This window comes from Streptomyces sp. NPDC053079 (assembly GCF_044546695.1).
Classification (GTDB): Bacteria; Actinomycetota; Actinomycetes; order Streptomycetales; family Streptomycetaceae; genus Streptomyces.
Genome location: NZ_JBITZJ010000001.1, coordinates 1,519,309 through 1,537,610 on the forward strand (window position 1 = coordinate 1,519,309; position 18,302 = coordinate 1,537,610).

The 18,302-nt window shown below is 70.8% G+C and carries 17 protein-coding genes and 1 pseudogene; 12 read left to right on the plus strand and 6 right to left on the minus strand.

The window, feature by feature from the left end; genetic code table 11:
• Nucleotides 1-729 precede the first annotated feature (729 nt).
• From ACIGXW_RS06385 to ACIGXW_RS06405, 5 genes are all read left to right on the plus strand, one after another.
• On the plus strand, nt 730-927 hold the full coding sequence (locus ACIGXW_RS06385; RefSeq protein ID WP_071967317.1) for a hypothetical protein: 198 nt from the start codon (nt 730-732) through the stop codon (nt 925-927).
• 138 nt (nt 928-1,065) lie between these two features.
• Entirely contained in the window at nt 1,066-1,608 is a 543-nt protein-coding gene (locus tag ACIGXW_RS06390) for a MauE/DoxX family redox-associated membrane protein (protein WP_399570430.1), read from the plus strand.
• 19 nt (nt 1,609-1,627) lie between these two features.
• On the plus strand, nt 1,628-2,191 hold the full coding sequence (locus ACIGXW_RS06395) for a redoxin domain-containing protein (RefSeq protein WP_071967319.1): 564 nt from the start codon (nt 1,628-1,630) through the stop codon (nt 2,189-2,191).
• A gap of 497 nt (nt 2,192-2,688) precedes the next feature.
• On the plus strand, nt 2,689-4,545 hold the full coding sequence (locus tag ACIGXW_RS06400) for an ABC transporter ATP-binding protein (RefSeq protein ID WP_399570433.1): 1,857 nt from the start codon (nt 2,689-2,691) through the stop codon (nt 4,543-4,545).
• On the plus strand, nt 4,542-5,030 hold the full coding sequence (locus tag ACIGXW_RS06405) for a S26 family signal peptidase (RefSeq protein ID WP_399570436.1): 489 nt from the start codon (nt 4,542-4,544) through the stop codon (nt 5,028-5,030). Before ACIGXW_RS06400 ends, ACIGXW_RS06405 begins: the two co-directional genes overlap by 4 nt.
• 113 nt (nt 5,031-5,143) lie before the next feature.
• Here ACIGXW_RS06405 and ACIGXW_RS06410 read toward each other — a convergent pair.
• From ACIGXW_RS06410 to ACIGXW_RS06420, 3 genes and pseudogenes are all read right to left on the minus strand, one after another.
• A pseudogene (locus tag ACIGXW_RS06410) lies at nt 5,144-5,371 on the minus strand (AraC family transcriptional regulator); the annotation flags it as partial.
• A gap of 129 nt (nt 5,372-5,500) precedes the next feature.
• Nucleotides 5,501-5,896, minus strand: a complete 396-nt coding sequence (locus ACIGXW_RS06415; protein WP_071967321.1) for a VOC family protein — start codon at nt 5,894-5,896, stop codon at nt 5,501-5,503.
• A gap of 72 nt (nt 5,897-5,968) precedes the next feature.
• Complete coding sequence (locus tag ACIGXW_RS06420) at nt 5,969-6,598, minus strand: hypothetical protein (protein WP_399570437.1); 630 nt, start codon at nt 6,596-6,598, stop codon at nt 5,969-5,971.
• 117 nt (nt 6,599-6,715) lie between these two features.
• Here ACIGXW_RS06420 and ACIGXW_RS06425 point away from each other — a divergent pair, with 117 nt between their 5' ends.
• The 4 genes from ACIGXW_RS06425 (at nt 6,716) to ACIGXW_RS06440 (ending at nt 12,880) form a co-directional block, all read left to right on the plus strand.
• The gene (locus ACIGXW_RS06425) at nt 6,716-7,624 is read left to right on the plus strand and encodes a hypothetical protein (protein ID WP_399570440.1); all 909 of its coding nucleotides are present in this window, start codon (nt 6,716-6,718) and stop codon (nt 7,622-7,624) included.
• A 309-nt stretch (nt 7,625-7,933) separates the two neighbouring features.
• Nucleotides 7,934-8,869: a methyltransferase domain-containing protein gene (locus ACIGXW_RS06430; RefSeq protein WP_399570845.1), complete on the plus strand. Its 936-nt coding sequence runs from the start codon at nt 7,934-7,936 to the stop codon at nt 8,867-8,869.
• 338 nt (nt 8,870-9,207) lie between these two features.
• Nucleotides 9,208-10,773 carry a long-chain-fatty-acid--CoA ligase gene (locus ACIGXW_RS06435; protein ID WP_399570442.1) on the plus strand — a complete coding sequence of 522 codons (1,566 nt, stop codon included), beginning with the start codon at nt 9,208-9,210 and terminating at the stop codon, nt 10,771-10,773.
• A gap of 208 nt (nt 10,774-10,981) precedes the next feature.
• Complete coding sequence (locus ACIGXW_RS06440; protein WP_399570445.1) at nt 10,982-12,880, plus strand: ABC transporter ATP-binding protein; 1,899 nt, start codon at nt 10,982-10,984, stop codon at nt 12,878-12,880.
• A gap of 103 nt (nt 12,881-12,983) precedes the next feature.
• Here the strand turns inward: ACIGXW_RS06440 and ACIGXW_RS06445 are convergent, their stop codons facing one another.
• The gene (locus ACIGXW_RS06445) at nt 12,984-13,913 is read right to left on the minus strand and encodes an AraC family transcriptional regulator (protein WP_399570448.1); all 930 of its coding nucleotides are present in this window, start codon (nt 13,911-13,913) and stop codon (nt 12,984-12,986) included.
• Between the two features lie 96 nt (nt 13,914-14,009).
• On the opposite strand from ACIGXW_RS06445, the gene ACIGXW_RS06450 reads away from it, so the two are divergent.
• Nucleotides 14,010-15,053 carry a zinc-dependent alcohol dehydrogenase family protein gene (locus tag ACIGXW_RS06450; RefSeq protein WP_399570451.1) on the plus strand — a complete coding sequence of 348 codons (1,044 nt, stop codon included), beginning with the start codon at nt 14,010-14,012 and terminating at the stop codon, nt 15,051-15,053.
• Nucleotides 15,054-15,080: 27 nt separating this feature from the next.
• Here ACIGXW_RS06450 and ACIGXW_RS06455 read toward each other — a convergent pair whose 3' ends face one another.
• A complete protein-coding gene (locus tag ACIGXW_RS06455) occupies nt 15,081-15,938 on the minus strand; it encodes an alpha/beta fold hydrolase (RefSeq protein ID WP_399570453.1) in 858 nt (285 codons plus the stop codon).
• A 180-nt stretch (nt 15,939-16,118) separates the two neighbouring features.
• Between ACIGXW_RS06455 and ACIGXW_RS06460 the strand changes: the two genes are divergently transcribed.
• Nucleotides 16,119-17,093, plus strand: coding sequence for a zinc-binding dehydrogenase (locus ACIGXW_RS06460; protein ID WP_399570456.1), 975 nt, complete (start codon nt 16,119-16,121; stop codon nt 17,091-17,093).
• Nucleotides 17,094-17,504: 411 nt separating this feature from the next.
• Nucleotides 17,505-17,744, plus strand: a complete 240-nt coding sequence (locus tag ACIGXW_RS06465; RefSeq protein ID WP_399570459.1) for a helix-turn-helix domain-containing protein — start codon at nt 17,505-17,507, stop codon at nt 17,742-17,744.
• 187 nt (nt 17,745-17,931) lie between these two features.
• Here the strand turns inward: ACIGXW_RS06465 and ACIGXW_RS06470 are convergent, their stop codons facing one another.
• Nucleotides 17,932-18,261 carry a hypothetical protein gene (locus ACIGXW_RS06470; protein WP_399570461.1) on the minus strand — a complete coding sequence of 110 codons (330 nt, stop codon included), beginning with the start codon at nt 18,259-18,261 and terminating at the stop codon, nt 17,932-17,934.
• Nucleotides 18,262-18,302 lie beyond the last annotated feature (41 nt).

Here is an 18,302-nt window from a genome sequence, read left to right on the forward strand (position 1 = left end):
CACCACGTCCACCAGGCTGCGCCTGCCCAATGGACCTCCCACGGGCCCGCCGCGGACCGTCTGTACGCACCCGGCTCGCCGCCCCGTTCCGGGCCGGACGTCCCCCTACCGGTGCCTGCCGACGGCATCCGGGTCCGCCCGGACTACGAGGAACGATGGCGCAGCGTCGACACGGGCGCGGACACGTACCGCCCACACCCGCCGTCGGACGGAGACGATGTCCTGAACGAGCCCTGGGCGCCGCGCCTACCACACCTCGCACCGAAGCGGAACCACCCCGTCGGCCCGGTGTGCGAACGAGCGGAAGCGAAGGCCGGAACGTGTCGCACCGCCCTTGGAGCGGTCTAGCCCACATGGCGGATACCGGTGGCTGCACCGACCCTGGCCAGGGTGCCCGCCCACCGGTGCATCCGGAGGAGGAGCTTCACCACCACCGGAGGAAGAAGCCGGTCCGGAGGCCCGCCGAGCACCGACCGGCACCACCGCGCTCGGTGCCCCGGGCCGGCCCGGGGCACCGCCCGCGACGCACGAGGCATCTGGCAAGACCTGCTTCACGTCACGCCCCACGAGGCCGTACACGCCGCCCCGCAGGCCCGTCTCGACCGGAAACTGCACTATCCGTCGTTCTCAGGGCCGATGAGACTCACCGCCGTGGACGGGGCACAAGCCCGGCCGCACCGACCGATCCCGGATCCGATCCCGTTTACGGGTCGAGTGAGGAGTATGTCGATGTACGCGAAGCTCACGGAACTGGGCAGCCGTCTGCTCGGGAAGTTCGTGCCCGAGGTGGACGCGGCCGCCGCCGAAATCCTGGGTTGCGGCAACTACCCGGCCTGCTGGCAGTGCAGCGAGAAGTGCGGCTACAACGCCCCCTGCTGGGCGTGCTGCAACTCCCGTGGCTGCCCGACGATCGTCTGTCAGTGCTGACGACGCCGGCCACCCGGAGAAGACCCGCATGACTGCCTCACCTCTAGCCGGTTGAACCGCACCACGACGTGACGACCGGCGACAACCGCCCCCGACCGGAACGGGAACGACACGGCGACAGCCCGAGGAGGAGAACCGGTGGTATATCTGGCGCTCGGCATCCGCTGTCTGATCGGCGCGGTGTTCCTCGCCTCGTCCGTCGGCAAGACAGCGGGGCGAGGGGCGTTCGACCGGTTCGTGTCCTCGCTGGAAGGCATGCGCGTCGTGCCCTCGCGCTCGGCCCGGTCGGTGGCTCGGTGGGTGGTGGCCGCCGAGGCCACCGTGTGCGCGACTCTCGCCACGCCCCTGCCGGAAGCCGCCATCGCCGGGTTCGTGCTCGCGGCGGCCCTGCTCGCGGCGTTCACGGCCGGCATCGCGCTGACCCTGCGGCGGGGCATGAGAACACCCTGCCGATGTTTCGGAACCTCGGCCGGCCCCCTCGGGCCGAGACACCTCGTACGCAACCTCGCGCTGGCGGCCTTGGCGGTCACCGGCGCGTTCGCCGTGTCCGCGGGCGGCGCCACCGCCCCGGGCGGGGCCGTGCTGGCGGCGCTCACCGGCCTGCTCCTGGGCGGGCTCGTCGCCGTGCTCGACGACATCCTCGACCTGTTCCGCACATCTCGTATCCCTGCGAACCCATGACCCCGGAGGAGACGACCCCATGCCCGTCCTGATCGCGGCAGTGGTACTGGTGGGACTGCTCTGTACGCTGGACCTGGTCCTCACCCTGGGGGTGATCAAGAGGCTCCGGGACCACACGGCGATGCTGACCAAGGTCGCCGCCGAGGGCGGCGGCGCCCCCGGCAGACCTCCCGTCATCAAAGTGGGGGAGCAGGTCGGCGAGTTCAGCACCCTCTCCGCCGACGGCGAGGTGCTGACCCGCGCGTCGCTGTCCGGTGACACGCTCGTGGCGTTCTTCTCCCCGAATTGCGGACCGTGCCACGAAATGCTGCCCAAGTTCGTGGAGTACGCCCGGAACGTGCCCGGTGGTCGTGAGCAGGTACTGGCCGTGGTGGTGGGCACCGCCGACCGCGCGAAGGGACAGGTCGCCGAACTGGGCGCGGTCGCCCGCGTCGTGGTGCAGGAAGGCAGCGACACCGGCGTGACCGACGCGTTCCAGGTCTTCGGCTTCCCCACCCTGCTCCAGGTCACGGCGGACACCGCCGGGCGGCCCGTGATCGCGCGCAACCATGTCGACCTGGACGCGCCCGTCGTAGCGGCATGAACGGGCAGGACCGCGAAGGGCAGGACGGTGGACGACCGGACGGCGTAGGGCAGGACGGTGGACGACCGGACGGCGTAGGGCAGGGCGGTGGACGACCGGACGGCGTAGGGCAGGACGGTGGACGACCGGACGGCGTAGGGCAGGACGGTGGACAACCGGACCGCGAAGGGCAGGACGGTGGACGACCGGACGGCGTAGGGCAGGACGGTGGACAACCGGACCGCGAAGGGCAGGGCGGCGGACGACCGGACCGCGAAGGGCCGGACTGCATGGGGCGGGAGCGCGAAGGGCCGGACCGCGCCCCGAGCTGCGCCCCTGCCGGGCCAGGCCCCGCCCCGGGTCCCAGTCCGGGTCCCAGTCCGGGGCCCAGTCCGGGGCCCAGTCCGGGGCCCAGCCCGGGGCCAGGGCCAGGGCCGAGACCGGGCCCGGGGCCAGGCAGGCCCCGCGCCACTGACGCGGCCGAATTCACGCCCGGGCGGACGATCGGCCCCGCGGCCGTGGCGAGGCGGATAGCCGCTGCCGCCGCGCTGGTGGCGAGCGCGTCCCCCGGTGCTCTCGGCCTCTACCTCGTGCTCACCCTGGTCGCCGGCGGCCTCCCCGTGATCACCGCCTGGCTGACCAAGCTGCTCCTGGACGGCCTGGGGTCCCACGCCCCGCTCGCCGACCTCGTCGGCGTGGGCGCCGGGCTCGCCGCGACGGGCATCATCCTCGCCGTGACGCCCCAGTGGAGCCAGTACCTCCGGCGCGAACTCGACCGCAGGGTGGGGCTCCTGGCCGACGACCGGCTCTTCCGCGCGGTCGAAGGCTTCGGCGGACTGGGCCGCTTCGAGAACCCGCGGTTCCTGGACCGGCTGCGACTGGCCCAGGGCTCCGGCGGCGGCACCCCCAACCAGGCCGTGGACGGGGCCGTCGGCATCGCCCGCGGCGCCGTCACGATCGGCGGGTTCCTCGGCTCCCTGTCCGTGCTCAGCCCGTGGATGACCGCCCTGGTACTGGGCGCGGCCGTGCCCAGCTTGCTCTCCGAGGTCTCCATGGCACGCCGAAAGGCCCGCGTTCTGTGGGAGATCGGCCCGGTCGAGCGGCGGCAGATGTTCTACGGCGAACTGCTGTCCAGCGTGGAGGCGGCCAAGGAGATCCGCCTATTCGGCATCGGCGGATTCCTGCGCGAGCGGATGCTCACCGACCGGCGCACCGCCGACGCAGCCAAACGGACGGTGGACCGGCGAGAGGCCCTGATCATGGCGGGGCTCGGACTGCTGGCCGCGCTCGTCTCGGGCGGCGGGCTGCTGTGGGCGGTGTCCGCCGCACACTCCGGCACCCTGTCGGCCGGCGACGTGGTGATGTTCGTAGCGGCCGTGGCCGGCATCCAGGGCGCGCTCGCCATCCTCGCCAGCGAGGTGGCCCGCTCCCACCAGGCACTGCTGATGTTCGACCACTACCTGACGGTCACGAGGGCCGGCCCGGACCTCCCTGTGCCCGCCGCGCCCGTACCCCTCCCGCCCCTGTCCCGGGGCATCGAGCTGCGAGACGTCTGGTTCCGCTACTCGGAGGAGCACCCATGGGTGCTGCGCGGGGCGAACCTCCGCCTGGAACACGGCCGGGTGCTGGCCCTCGTCGGGCTCAACGGCGCCGGCAAGTCCACCCTCGTCAAACTCCTGTGCCGCTTCTACGACCCCGAGCGCGGCGCGGTCCTGTGGGACGGTGTGGACATCCGCACCGTCGACCCGGCCGACCTGCGGCGGCGCATCGGAGCGGTGTTCCAGGACTACATGCACTACGACATGACAGCCGCGGAGAACATCGCCCTGGGCGACCTCACTGCGCTCGGCGACCGCCCGCGCGTGGAGGCGGCCGCACGGCGAGCGGGCATCCACCCCCGGCTGGCAGCCCTGCCCTACGGGTACGACACTCTGCTCTCACGGAGGTTCTTCATGGAGTCGGACAAGGACGACCCGGAGACCGGAGTCGTCCTCTCCGGCGGCCAACTGCAACGACTCGCGCTCGCTCGCGCGTTCTTGCGGGACCGACGCGACCTGATGATCCTCGACGAGCCGTCGGCCGGCCTCGACGCCGAGGCCGAGCACGAGATCCACACCGCACTGCGACGCCACCGCGGCGAGCGCACGAGCCTGCTCATCTCCCACCGTCTCGGTGCCGTACGGGACGCCGACGTCATCGCCGTCCTTGAGAACGGCGTCGTCGTGGAACAGGGCCCGCACGCCGAACTCGTTGCCTCCGACGGCCGCTACGCCCGCCTGTTCGCCCTCCAGGCGGCCGGCTACCGCTCGGCCGACGGAGCCGGGGGCGTCGACGAGCCGGAGGTTGCTCGGGCAGTCACCAGGGAACCCCGGTGAGGATTTTTCTGGCGACGACGGCCGGCGCGGCCCTCGCCGCTGCCGCCACGCTGGCCCTCACACGCGGACTGGTCGTGGTGACGGTCCGCGGCGCGAGCATGTCCCCGGCGTTCGAGGACGGTGACCGGGTCCTGGTGCGGCGCGGCTCCCTACCGGCCGTGGGCCAGGTGGTCGTGGCCGAGCACCCGGCACCTGGTGGAACCTGGTCGGGCCCGCCCGTCCTGTCCGGTGCCGGCGCCACGGCCGTCCACGGCCGCGCATGGCTGATCAAACGCGTGGCCGCCGTCCCCGGCGACCCCGTACCCCGCCACCGCGTCCGCTCGCTGGCCACCACTCCGGAATCCCGCGTGCCGCCGGGTCGTCTGGTTCTCCTCGGCGACAACAGCGGCGTCAGCTACGACTCGCGGGAGGTGGGCTACTTCCCCCTGGAACGCATCCTGGGCACGGTCATGCGCAGATTGACGCGGGCGACCGGTTCCACCTGATGAACGAGAACGCCCAGGCGGCTGTGATGTAGCTGAGCGACGCCGCCGCAGCGTCAGGTGCGGTTGAGGTCGCGCCAGGCCCGTGGGGAGATGCCGTATGCCTGTTTGAAGACTTTGCTGGAGATGACTGCGCGGAGCAGCTCGATGCTGGGCTCAGCGACCGTCTCGGCGTGCCGGCCGCTGCGCAGTCCCGGGATGACGGCCAGCTGGGAGAAGTAGGTGGAGGCAATGGCCGCGATGGGGTTGCCGGGACCGAGCGCGACTGCGCTGATTTCCCGCAGTGACCGCTCGGGCAGGGCGAGCGCCGCGCGGGGAAAGCGCAGGAAGTGCTGGTCGAGACCCGACTTGGTGTCGAAGGCGTTGTTGGGCTCTGCGTGCCAGTTCTCTTCGGGCTGCTCTTCTGGCTGAATCGTGGTCGCTGAATTCCTCGAGACAGCCGTGTGACGGGTTGCGGCTGCCTCGCTCGCGGCCTAGTTCTGCGGTGCCAGGGTGCGTAGGACGCAGAACTCGTTGCCCTCGGGGTCTGCCATGACCACCCAGTTTCGGTCTGAACCCTGGCCCACATCCGTCTTGGTGGCGCCGAGGCCGAGCAATCTGGTCACCTCGTCCTCGGTGCTGCCGTCGATCGGGCTGACGTCGAGGTGAAGCCGGTTTTTCACGGTCTTGCCCTCGGGTACCTGGATGAACAGCAGGGTGGGCGACATCTGGCGGGCCCGAACATCCTCGACGGTCGGCACCCAGGAGCCGATCTCGACCTTGCCCTCGCTCCGGTCGATCACCTTGAAGTCCAGGACCTCGCACCAGAAGGCCGCGAGCCTCTCCGGATCGTGGCAGTCAACGGCCAACTCGGTGAACCTACTTGTCATGACTCTCCCAGATGGTCTCGACATCCCCACCCTGACCGACCTCGGCTGCCAGAACGCCGGGGCCGGCCTCCACTACTTCTTCTGTGCCTTCGCCGCCTCGTCCGCCGCGGTGGCCGTGGCGCGCTCGCCATCCTGGACCTGCTGAAGTCGCTTGAGCGTGGCGGCGATCATGTCACGGGCGCCGGTGGTGTCGCCTCCGGTGTGGTCGACTTTCACCTTGATGGCGACGTTGCCGGAACGGCTGAGCGCGTGGACGGTGCCTTGAGTGTCCGGGTTGACGAGGAACATCGACTCCTCGCCCACGGCGTCCTTGCTCTCCTGCTCCTGGAGGTCCTTGTCCTTCCAGGCCGCATAAGCGCTCTTCGCGTTCTCGGGGCTGTCAAACAGGCAGATCGTCACGTCCGCCATGTCGTCCGTGGACCCGTTGTGGATGTACCAGGCCTCGCCGGCGCGCACCCAGCCCTTGGGAACCGGGCTGTCCACCAGGGCGCAGTCATCGGCCTTCGACACGCGCTTGCCCTTATAAGGATCCCACTCCCTGATCACCTCACCGGAGCCCGGCAGCGCCTGCATGATCTGGCCCTGGTCGAGCTGCTTGGTGATGGGCTTGCCCGCGTCGCCGTCGGAGCCACCGGAAGAGCAAGAGGTGAGAGCGGCAATGCTCAGGAGGATGGTGAGGGCAGAGGTGCGTGTACGTGGCATGTACACAGTCTAATTGGGCTCGAACGGACCAATGCAACACGAACGCAGGCGGTGGCCCACCACATGGCAGGCCACCCGTTGACGTCAGTGTCAGTGGTGTCCGTTTCAATGCCTGCCATGGATGAACAGGAAGAGCTCCTCTCGGCCGTCCACTGCCTGGTCTGGCCGGACACGGGTGATTTGAAGTGTGATGTGTCAGGGCATCCGGCAGGGCACATATGTCTGGAGCTTTCGGATGAGATCGACCTTTGTGCGCTTCAAGAGGCGCTCAGCGGACGGTATGGGCAGCCGCGCAATCTCGCGATGGGCGGTTACGTCGACCCGACCGTAAAGCGGCGGACCGGGTTGCCGCTCCTGACCCCGTTCGGTGAGGGGATCGTCGAGATGCGAGCGTGGGCGCAGGGGGGCCGTTGGATCGGTTGCGGTAGCTACCGCTCCGAGGGCGGCATTCGGCTTGTGGTGCTGGTCGCGGAACGGGATGTCCCGGCTGTGGCCATGCCTGACGGGGCTTCCTGGGTGGACGGGGTCGTCGCCGTCACGGGATGGGACACAACCTGCGCGCGTACGGTCGACTGGGCGGGGGTCGAGGCCCGGCTCGGCACCGCGCTGCCCGGTGACTACAAGCGACTCGTCGAGTTGTTCGGGCACGGTGCCTTTGACGGCTACCTCCAGCTTCACGTGCCCGGCGCCGGTTTCGAGAGTGCGGACATCGTCTTGCACACCGAGTGGCTGGGGGAGTGGGCCAGCAGGAACCGTAGCGGTCTGTGGGAGCCGTACGAGGTGTACCCGGCCTCCGGTGGGCTATTGGAGTGGGCGACTTCCGAGCAGGCGGACCAGTTCTTCTGGCTCACGGAAGGCCCCGACCCTGACAAGTGGCCCATTCTTGTGACGGAGGACATCCCCGACTCATGGGTACGGTTCGATGGGACGACCGCCGAGTTCGTCTACCGCATGTTGACCGATCGGCGGCATCCTTTCTCGACGGCCCGATACTTCGACACCCACTGGTTCCAGAGTTACATGTAGGCGGTCCAGGGGGTGCCGGGCGAGGTGCGCGATGGCAGCCGAGCGTGCTGTGCGCCGCCGACGGCTTCGTCCGCGCGAATGCGTCTGGACCGCTCGCGTCATCGCCCTCGTGCTCCTACTGTGGGCAGCGGTTCAGCCATGTGGTGGAGGGAGGGCGTGGTGGGTGGCCAGGATCGACAGTCGGGTGACGGCGAGGTCGGCGGTCCTTACTCCAGTCCGGGTGATCCGGGCAATCCCATGCCCGAAGAGGAACCCCTGCCGGAGGATGACGATGACTAGCCGGCCTGGCAACGGAACCGGGTCGTCGTGATGGACGCAGAGATTCTGCGGGAGCGGTGCGCGCAGGAACTGGAATCCAGCCCGCGCGGCTACTTCGGCGGCCTGCAGTGGCTACGCAACGTCTTTGTCACCGTGCCGCGGGAGCACTTCGCACCGGACCGCCTCTGGTGGCCCCGCCCCGACGAGGACGGACTGTATGCCCTTATCGACCGCGGCAAGACCCCGAACCGGTGGCTCAAGGCGGTCTATCTGCTGCGAACCCCGTTGATCACCCAGATCGACGACGGCGCGATCGCCCCGGACGCCCCCGCGAACGGGGCCTTCACTTCCAGCATTTCCTGCATCACCGTCGTGATCGAAATGCTGCGCCACCTTGCCCCGGCCCCCGGCGACAAGGTGCTGGAGATCGGGACAGGGACCGGTTACAACACCGCCCTCCTGGCCCATCGCACAGGTCCGGACACCGTGACGTCTGTCGAGATCGACCCGCAGATCGCCGCCCGTGCCAGGGAGCGGCTCGGTGCCCTGGGTGTTCGTGCGCAGGTGGTCACCAGGGACGGGGAGCGGGGCTGGCTCGCGGGGGCTCCTTTCGACCGGATCGTCTCCACTGCCTCTGTCCGCCGCATCCCACCGGCCTGGTTGCGGCAACTGCGCCCTGGCGGTGTCCTTGTCGCCCCGCTGGACAGCCCTGCAGGTTACGACCTCACTGTCCGCATGACCGGCACTGGCTGTGGTGCCGCTGTCGGGCGTCCCGTTGCCACGGTGGAGTTCATGCGCCTGCGGGGCCAGCGCACTCCACAGTCCCACACCTGCCTCGGCTGGCCCGACGGAATCGACGTGCAGCAGTGGCGCGACCTCGAGGTTCGTGCCGACCAGAACGGACAGCGCGTCACCCTTCAGGCAACCGCGATGCAAGGCCCTGAATCAGCGCCTGCAGCTCCGGTCGGCCCGGCCTCGAGTTCCTGATCCGATCCTCGAAGACTGACCAGGAAGGCAACGGCGCCACCGTGTACCTCCGCCGCCACGACGGCCTCCTCGACCCCGTCGCTGCCAACGGCTTCAGTTGCCGCCCCACTTGAGCTGATCCCGGCACCCCTCAGTCGCGGAAAAAGCTGGGCGACAAGCCAGTCGCGGGCGGCGAGGGTGATGCGGCGGGGCGGCCGCTGCTGGTGCAGTACATGGCTGGCGCTTGGGCGCCGACTCCCGACGAGCGCGCGTTCGCCGGGGATCCGGGCTGCGGGTGCACATCGGTTGTCTGGCTCCGGGCCTGTTCATGCGTGGCCCGTCCGGCCGTCCGGCCGAAGGTGTCGGGTCGGTGCACTCTTGACGCCATCACGGGCCACCACGCCCGCCGCCGCCCCGATCACCCGGCCATCAGCTTCGAGGGCACCGAAGTCGGCTACCGCGAGCTGCACCGGGAGAGCAACCGCAGCGCCCACGCGCTCCTCGGCGCGGGCCTGGAGCGTGGCGCGCGGGTGGCCTACCTGGGCAAGGAGTCCGCCCGCTACTACGAGATCGCCTTCGCCTGCGCCAAGAGCGGCACTGTTCTCGTCCCCGTCAACTGGCGGCTGACGGCCCCCGAGATCGAGCACATCCTGCGCGACTCCGACACCGCACTGGTCTTCGCCGAGCGTGAGTTCCTCGACACCCTCGCCCACCTGCGGCCGGATTTGGGGGCGCTGCGGACGGTGGTGGCGCTGGACTCGGAGCAGGAGCGGGGAGCGGGCTTCACCGCGTGGAAGACCGGCCACCTCGATACGGACCTTCCCGTGGACGCGACCCCGGATGACGCGGTGGCGCAGGTGTACACCAGTGGGACGACCGGGGCGCCGAAGGGGGCGGTCATCGCGCACCGCAGTTTCTTCGCGCTGGGGGAGTCCATGCGGCAGGGGGGCCTGGACTGGGTGGACTTCCGGCCCGGGGACAGGAGCCTGATCAGCCTGTCGGGTCTGCATCTGGCGGGGCTGAACTGGTCGATGCAGGGTTTCGCCGCGGGGGTGACGAATGTGGTGATGCGCAGTTTCATCGGCCAGGAAGCGGTCCGGCTGATCCGGGAGGCGGGGGTGACGACGACGTTCGTCGCGCCGGCCATGCTGCAGATGATGCTGGACGAGCCGGCGGCCACGGCGCAGAGTTTCGCTTCTTTGCGCAAGGTGGTCTACGGGGCGTCGCCGATCTCGCAGGCGCTGCTCTCGCGCTGCCTGGAGGTGATCGGGGCGGATTTCGTGCAGGCGTACTCGGCGACGGAGGCCGGCAACGCGGTGGCGTTGCTGCCGCCGGGCGAGCACGTGCCGGGCGGGGCGCGGCTGAGGGCGGCGGGGCTCGCCTGCCCGGGGGTGGAGGTGCGGATCGTCACCGAGGACGGGCGTGAGGCTGCGGTGGGGGAGCCCGGGGAGGTGTGCGTGCGCACCCCGGCGCGGATGCTGGGCTACTGGAAGAACCAGGAGGCGAGTGCGGCGGTGGTGGTCGATGGCTGGCTGCGCATGGGTGATGCGGGTTGTCTCGACGCCGACGGCTTTCTGTTCCTGTGTGACCGGGTCAAGGACACCATCATCGTCGCCGGGGCCAATGTCTATCCCACCGAGGTGGAGGAGGCGCTCGGGCGTCATCCGGCGGTGGCGGAGGCGGCGGTGATCGGGGTGCCGGACGAGACCTGGGGCGAGGCGGTGCACGCGTGCGTGGTGCTGCGGGAGGGGCAGGAGGTCAGCCCGCGGCAGCTGATGCTCTCGCTGAAGGGCGCCATCGCCGACTACAAGATCCCGATGAGCTACGGCTTCGTCGACGCCCTGCCGCGCAACCCGACCGGCAAGATCCTGCGCCGTGAGCTGCGGACCCGGTTCTGGCAGGGCCGGCGCACCGGCATCCACTGACCCCCCCACGACCGCACCGCACCCCCAGCGGGATTCTGCCTGGGAATCACAACCGCCTCTGCGGGTCCACGTCTATGAATCGAAGGCAAAAGCGAGGTGATGCCCCGTCAGGGGCAGGCTGCCCGTAACCCACCGCCCGCCGCCACTTGATCTCAAGCATGGTTGAGGTTCTAGCGTTCGGGGTGAACCGACACCCCGGAGGAACCTCGTGGACATGGAAGTCACCGCGTGGACATCGCTGCACAGCGCGATGAACGCCCAGCAGGACCGGCGGTCCTTCTCGCGGGCGAGCCTGGCCCGTATCGCCGCGTTCGCGCGGCCGCACCGCCGGCAGCTGGGCTTTTTCCTGCTGGCCAGCGTGGTCACCGCGCTCCTGGCGGTGGCGACCCCCGTCCTGGCCGGCCGCGTCGTCGACGTCATCGTCAAGAGCGAGGACACCGGCGCGGTCACCCGCCTGGCCGTCCTCATCGCCGTGATCGCCGTGGCGGAGGCGGGCCTGGCCCTGCTCACCCGCCGGCTCTCCGCCACCCTGGGCGAGGGCCTCATCCTCGACCTGCGCACCGCGGTCTTCGACCACGTCCAGAAGATGCCCGTCGCCTTCTTCACCCGCACCCGCACCGGGGCCCTGGTCAGCCGCCTCAACAATGACGTCATCGGGGCGCAGCGCGCCTTCAGCAATACTCTCTCCGGCGTCGTCTCCAACCTCGTCACCCTGCTGCTGACCCTCGTCGTGATGCTCGGCATCTCCTGGCGGATCACCCTCCTCGCACTGCTCCTGCTGCCCGTCTTCGTCGTGCCCGCACGCCGTATGGGCTCGCGCATGGCCGCCCTCCAGCGCGAAGCGGCCCGCCACAACGCCGACATGAGCACCCAGATGACCGAGCGGTTCTCCGCCCCCGGCGCCACCCTCGTCAAACTCTTCGGCCGCCCCGCCGACGAGTCAGCCGAATTCGCCGCCCGGGCCCGGCGCGTGCGCGACATCGGCATCCGCACCGCCATGACCCAGTCGGTGTTCATCACCGCCCTCACCCTCGTCTCCGCCCTGGCCCTGGCCCTGGTCTACGGACTGGGCGGCTTCTACGCCCTGCGCGGCCACCTCCAGCCCGGAGCCGTCGTCGCGCTCGCCCTGCTCCTGACCCGCCTCTACGCCCCGCTGACCGCCCTCGCCGGCGCCCGCGTCGAGGTGATGAGCGCCCTGGTCAGCTTCGAGCGGGTCTTCGAGATCCTCGACCTCAAGCCGCTGATCACCGAAAAACCCCACGCCCGGGCCGTGCCCGAGGGGCCGGTCGCGGTGGAGTTCGACGGCGTCGACTTCGCCTACCCGGCCGCCGACAAGGTCTCCCTCGCCTCCCTCGAGGACGTCGCCACCCTCGATGCCCGCGGCAACACCCCCGTCCTGCACGGTGTCTCCTTCCGCGCCGAACCCGGCCAGATGGTCGCCCTCGTCGGCTCCTCCGGCGCCGGGAAATCCACGATCGCCCAGCTCCTGCCCCGCCTCTACGACACCGACGCCGGCACCGTGCGCGTGGGCGGCATCGACGTACGCGACCTGAGCGCCGCCTCCCTGCGCGAGACGGTGGGCATGGTCACCCAGGACGGCCACCTCTTCCACGACACCGTCCGCGCCAACCTGCTCCTGGCCCGCCCCGACGCGAGCGAGGACGAGATCTGGGACGCCCTGCGCCGCGCCCGCCTCGACGCCTTGGTGGCGGCCCTGCCCGACCAGCTGGAGACGGTCGTCGGCGAACGCGGCTACCGCTTCTCCGGCGGCGAACGCCAGCGTCTGACCATCGCCCGCCTGCTCCTGGCCCGCCAGCGCGTGGTCATCCTCGACGAGGCCACCGCCCACCTCGACTCCACCTCCGAGGCCGCCGTCCAGGAAGCCCTGGACGAGGCCCTCGAGGGCCGCACCGCCGTCGTGATCGCCCACCGCCTGTCCACCGTGCGCGCGGCCGACCTCATCCTGGTCCTCGAAGGCGGCCGCATCGTCGAACGCGGCACCCACACCGACCTCCTCGCCGCCGGCGGCCGCTACGAAGAACTCCACCGCACCCAGTTCGCCCAGCCCGCCCAGCCGGCTGCCCCCGAGCCCCAGCCCACCGCCTGACCCCTTTTCCGGTTCCGGCACCGCCCGACCACCCCGAAGGCCCGGCCCGCGCACGCGGGCCGGGCCTTCAGGGTCCGGGAGCGCCGCGGCTACCGGGCCAGGTTCATCCGGCGCTCGCCGCGCTCTGCTTGCGGTACTGGCCGGGCGCCACCCCGTACTCCCGCTTGAAGGCCTTGGCGAAGGCGAACTCCGAGGTGTAGCCGGCCTGTTCGGCCACCGTGCGCAGCGGGTCGCCGGCCTCGCGCAGCAGCCGGCCCGCCGTCGTCATGCGCCACCAGGTCAGGTACGCCAGCGGCGGCTGGCCGACCAGCGCGGTGAAACGGCGGGCGAACGCGGCGCGGGAGAGCCCCGCGCGGGCGCCGAGCTCCTCGACGGTCCAGGGCCTGGCCGGCTCGTCGTGGATGGCGTGCAGCGCGGCCGCCACGGCCCGGTCGTTCAGGGCCCCCGCCCAACCCGTGGGGCCCTCCGGCCGCTCGGCCAGCCACCAGGTGCGCAGCAGATACAGCAGCAGGGTGTCCAGGAGCGCGGGCACGACGGCGTCGGAGCCGGGCTGGGGGTCTGCCAGTTCGGCGCCGAGCAGGTCCACGGCGGCGCGCAGCCGGCCGGGAACGCCGACGCGGGCCGGCAGATGGATGAAGGGCGGCAGCTCGGTGAGCAGCGGATGGGCCCGCGCCTTGGTCAGCCGGTAGGCCCCGCACAGCATGAGCGTGTCCTCGCCGTGCACGGGCCCGTGGTGGCGCAGTGTCGGCCAGGAGCCGTCCGGCTCCAGGCGGGCTTCCTCCAGCGGGGTTCCGGGACGGTCGGCCAGGCCGTGACCGTATCCATGGGCCAGGAAGACGACATCGCCGCAACCCATCCGCACGGGGGCCGCGTCCCCGGGCGGCAGCAGCCAGGCCGACCCCTGGAGCACGACGTGGAAACCGGCGCCCTCGGAGGCCGGGAAACGCACGCCCCACGGCGCACGCTTGACCGCGCGCGAGGAGTGGGGGCGCCCGGTGCGCATGGCCGCGATCGCATCGCTCAGTACGTCCATGACCGCACCGTACCGCAGCAACACAAAGACGATGAGACATAAAGAAAAGGGTTCAAGACATGGATCGTCTCTTGAGTGCTGCATACGGTCGTCCACATGACAACTTCCCCCGCACACACGGCAGTCAACGGCAAGACATCCACCACCAAGACATCCACCACCAAGGCCGTCCTCTTCCACGAACTCGGCGGCCCCGAGGTCCTCACGACCGAGGACGTGCCGCTGGCCGACCCCGGCCCGGGCGAGGTCCTCTTCCGCGTCGAGGCCGTCGGCCTCAACCGCGCCGAGGCCCTCTTCCGCGCCGGCACCTACTACTACCAGCCGACCCTGCCCGCATCCCGGCTCGGATACGAAGCCGCCGGAGTGGTCGAGGCGGTCGGCGAAGGCGTCGACGCCTTCGCCCCCGGCGACGCGGTGATGGCCGCCGCCAACTTCGACTTCGGCATCCACGGCGTCTACGGCGAACGCGTCGTCCTGCCCCAGGAATCGGTGGTGCGCCGCCCCGAGGGCGTGGACGCGGTGACCTCGGCCGCGGTGTGGCTGACCTACGCGACGGCCTACGGCGGCCTGGTCGAGACCGGCCGCCTGGCCCCCGGCGACCACGTCCTGATCACGGGCGCCTCCAGCGGCGTCGGCACGGCCGCGCTCCAGAGCGCCCTGCGCATCGGCGCGATCCCCATCGCCACCACCCGCGGCGAGGCCAAGCGGCAGCGGCTGACGGAGCTCGGCGCGCCCCATGTGATCACCACGGACTCCCAGGACCTGGTCAAGGAGGTCAAGCGGATCACCGGCGGCCAGGGTGCCCGGCTGGCCTTCGACGCGGTCGGCGGCCCCGGCTTCGCGGCCCTCGGCGACGCGCTCACCCCCGGCGGCACCGCGGTCCTCTACGGCTGGCTCGACGCACGCCCCCTGGAGCTGTCGATGAACTGGCCGCTGACCGTCCACACCTACTCCCACGCAGCCCTCGCCCGCCAGGAGGCATTCCGTCGCCGCGCCGCCGCCTTCATCGGCTCGGGCCTTGCCGGCGGCACGCTCACGCCCGTCATCGCCGAGACCTTCGACGGCCTGGAGCGGATGGTGGACGCCCACCGCCTGATGGAGTCCAACACCCACACCGGGAAGATCGTGGTGACGGTGTGAAACCCGGCCCCCTCCGGCCGGCACACCCTACGGCGAGGGCGGGGGAGAGGCCGGCGCAGAGGTGAGGAAGCGGCCGATCTCGCGTGCCACGGCTTCGGGTTCGTCCAGCATCGACAGCACGTACGCGCCGGGCACCTCGGCGTACCGGCCGGCGGGCAGCAGGTCGGCCAGGCGGCGGCCGTGTGCGGGCGGCATCACGCGGTTGTCGGGTGACCACAGCACGAGCGCGTCGCCGGTGAAGCGGGCCAGCGCCTCGGTGTGGCGCACGAGTTCGGGTTTGTCGAAGGGGCTGCGGCAGTAGGCGAGCAGGTCGCGCCGGATGCGGGCGTCGCGCAGGAGCGGCTCGGTCCAGCGGCGCACGAGGTCGTCCGGCAGCGGCCGGCGGGCCATCTGCCCGAGCAGCACCGGCAGCCGGCGCAGCGGGCGCAGGCGCAGCTGGCGGGCGGCGAGCTGGAAGCCGCCGGGCAGGCGGGCGGCGAGGGAGACCATCGTGCCGGGCAGGCCGGGCGGGAAGTTCTCGAACGCCTCGCAGGGCAGGATCACCTGTCGGGCGACGCGCCGGTCCCAGCCGTGGGCGGTCAGGAACAGCGCCCCTCCCCAGTCGGCGTGCACCAAGGTGACGTCCTCGAGGCCGAGTTCGTCGAGGAAGTCGGCGACCAGGCGGGCCTGTCCGCGCAGCGTGAGGTCGGCGCCGGGGTTCATCGGCCGGCGATGGGCCCCGAGCGGCAGCACGGGACGCACGTACCGGAACTCCTGGGGCAGCAGGGGCAGTACGCGGTCCCACAGGGTGTGATCCATCAGCAGCCCGTGCAGCAGGACGACCACGGGCCCCGCTCCACGGTCGTCGTACTCGACGACACCGGCCGGCAGCGCGACGCTCCTCACGAGCACCTCCCCGTATGTGTGTTCCTCATCGCCGTCATACCCAGCACTGTAGGAGCGCCGTCAACGGACGCCGCCACGACGGCCGGCGGCCTCTTGACCTCAAGCATGGTTGATGCCGGAGAGTCGGGATCACCACTCGCCGGCCCCGTGTGCCGGCGAGGCGATCTTGGAGCGCACGACATGCACGCGATACGGCTGCACGCCTACGGCCCCGCCCGGAACCTGACCCACGAGACGGTGCCCGCCCCCCTCCCCGCCGAGGGACAGGTGCGCATCGACGTCCAGGCCAGCGGCGTCCACCTGATCGACGCCCGTCTGCGCAGCGGCACGGCCGTCGGCCCCCACCTCCCGCCGCCGCTGCCCGCCGTCCTCGGAGGCGAGGTCGCCGGCGTCGTCGCAGCCCTCGGCCCCGGGGTCGACGCCACCTGGCTGGGCCGCAGGGTCGTCGCCCAGCTGACGGCAGGCGGCGGCTACGCCGAACAGGCCCTCGCCTTCGCCCGCGACCTGTACCCGATCCCAGGCGGCCTGGACGCCGACGCCGCCGTCGCGATGGTCACCACCGGCGCCACCGCCCAGGGACTGCTGCGCGTCGCCCGCCTGACCGCACAGGATGTGGTGCTGGTGATGTCGGCGGCCGGTGGCCTGGGCAGCCTCCTGGTGCAGGCGGCACGCGCCGCCGGCGCGCTCGTCGTCGGCGTGGCCGGCGGGGCGGCGAAGACCGCACGGGTCCGCGCGCTGGGCGCCGACGTCGCGGTCGACTACCGCACCGACCACTGGCCCGCGCAGGTCCGCACCGCCCTGGACGGGCGCGAGGTGAGCGTGGTCTTCGACGGAGTCGGCGGCATCGCGGGCCGTCAGGCGCTGGAACTGCTCGGCCCCGCAGGACGCTTCCTGCTGCACGGCTGGGCCGCGGGGGAGCCCACCGAGATCTCCACCCGGGACCTTGTCGAACGTCAACTGACCGCCACCTGGGCCATCGGCCCGGACATGATTCCCCCCGGTGGCATGCGCGAACTGATCACCCGCTCGCTGAACGAGGCCGCCGAAGGCCGGCTGACCCCGCTGCTCACCCGCTTCCCCCTCGAGCGGGCCGCGGACGCGCACGCCGCCCTGGAGGCCCGCCAGGCCGAGGGCAAAGTGGTCCTGACGCTGTAACAGGCCCCCAGAGGGGGATGGGCAGGGGTGACAGGATTCGAACCTGCGACTAGCGGGTTTGGAGCCCGATCCTTGAACATACTGTGACCTGCGACGATGCCGGGAAGTAGGGCAATTCGGTGCAGTTCGATGCCACTCAATGCCACTCGATGCCGCTCAACGCGCGGCCGGGTTCCCGCGGGAACGCGCCTACCCCGGCGCAGGCCAGCCCTCCAAAGCGGTGAGAAGAAAAACCCCCAACAGCCTCTTGAACAGCACCGAGCCCCCGGCCGGGGCCGGGGGCTCGGATGACCACTCGCGGCGGCCGCCTGGGGGGCAGGACAGCCGCGAGGGTCGCCTGTGGAGATCAAGATCGTAAAATGTACGGTTTAAGATACAGACTTTCTGTCTTGATCACTTCAGCGTGGTCGAGTGCCAATCGATCCGCTGCCCGACCGGGTACTCACCCGCCGCCGGGCAGTAGGCCACCGCATCCGAGCAACCCGGCTGGACCGCAATCTCAGCCAGGAGAAACTGGCCGAGCTGGCCGGCCTCGACCGCCAGGCGGTCAACCGCATCGAGGGCGGCGTCTCAAGCCCCCGGCTCGACTCCTTGCTGCGCATCGCTGACGCGCTGCAGGTATCACTGGCTGCCCTGGTCGTGGACGTCTAACCGCGGCCGAGCTTCTTCCAGAGGCGGGCTCGGCTCGCAGCGTCTGGCTCAGACTGACGGAGCGGCGTGAGGCCGTGCGTGTCCCGGCATTCCGCGCAGGCGTAGATGTACCCGGCCACTTGATCGCCCTCGATGACGCCCACCGGCTTCGCCGTGGATACGGGCTCTTTGCAAGAGGAACACCACTTCATCGGCCCCGCCCTCCTCCGATCAGCATCAGTACGGCCTGCGGGGCAGCAAGCGCCGCCACGGTGTCTGGAGCCGGCAGGAGCCAGTAGGCGCCCGGCCATGCTCGTCGCTCGGGGTGGGGCACGGCGAGGTGTGTCTGCTGGTGGTCCGTCCCGACGCACTCGGCCCACGGAATGTCCCACCCACGAGTACTCCCAGGAGGGAGGAGCACGGAGTACTGCCGCCGGTTGCGAGTAACAATGACAGCATTTGCGATGCCGAAGTGCTTGAAGTGAGCTTCGATCGCAGGCTCGTCCTTGATGCCGCGGATGCTGCGCTGCACATCCATGGCGTTGAGGATGATGGCGTCGAATCTGGTCGCCGGGATCG

Coding starts and splice junctions, on each gene's coding strand:
- ACIGXW_RS06385 (WP_071967317.1), top strand. CDS start 730: ATGTACGCGAAGCTCACGGAACTGGGCAGCCGTCTGCTCGGGAAGTTC.
- ACIGXW_RS06395 (WP_071967319.1), top strand. CDS start 1,628: ATGCCCGTCCTGATCGCGGCAGTGGTACTGGTGGGACTGCTCTGTACG.
- ACIGXW_RS06415 (WP_071967321.1), bottom strand. CDS start 5,896: ATGACAAGTAGGTTCACCGAGTTGGCCGTTGACTGCCACGATCCGGAG.
- ACIGXW_RS06420 (WP_399570437.1), bottom strand. CDS start 6,598: ATGCCACGTACACGCACCTCTGCCCTCACCATCCTCCTGAGCATTGCC.
- ACIGXW_RS06425 (WP_399570440.1), top strand. CDS start 6,716: ATGGATGAACAGGAAGAGCTCCTCTCGGCCGTCCACTGCCTGGTCTGG.
- ACIGXW_RS06430 (WP_399570845.1), top strand. CDS start 7,934: ATGGACGCAGAGATTCTGCGGGAGCGGTGCGCGCAGGAACTGGAATCC.
- ACIGXW_RS06445 (WP_399570448.1), bottom strand. CDS start 13,913: ATGGACGTACTGAGCGATGCGATCGCGGCCATGCGCACCGGGCGCCCC.
- ACIGXW_RS06450 (WP_399570451.1), top strand. CDS start 14,010: ATGACAACTTCCCCCGCACACACGGCAGTCAACGGCAAGACATCCACC.
- ACIGXW_RS06460 (WP_399570456.1), top strand. CDS start 16,119: ATGCACGCGATACGGCTGCACGCCTACGGCCCCGCCCGGAACCTGACC.
- ACIGXW_RS06470 (WP_399570461.1), bottom strand. CDS start 18,261: ATGGATGTGCAGCGCAGCATCCGCGGCATCAAGGACGAGCCTGCGATC.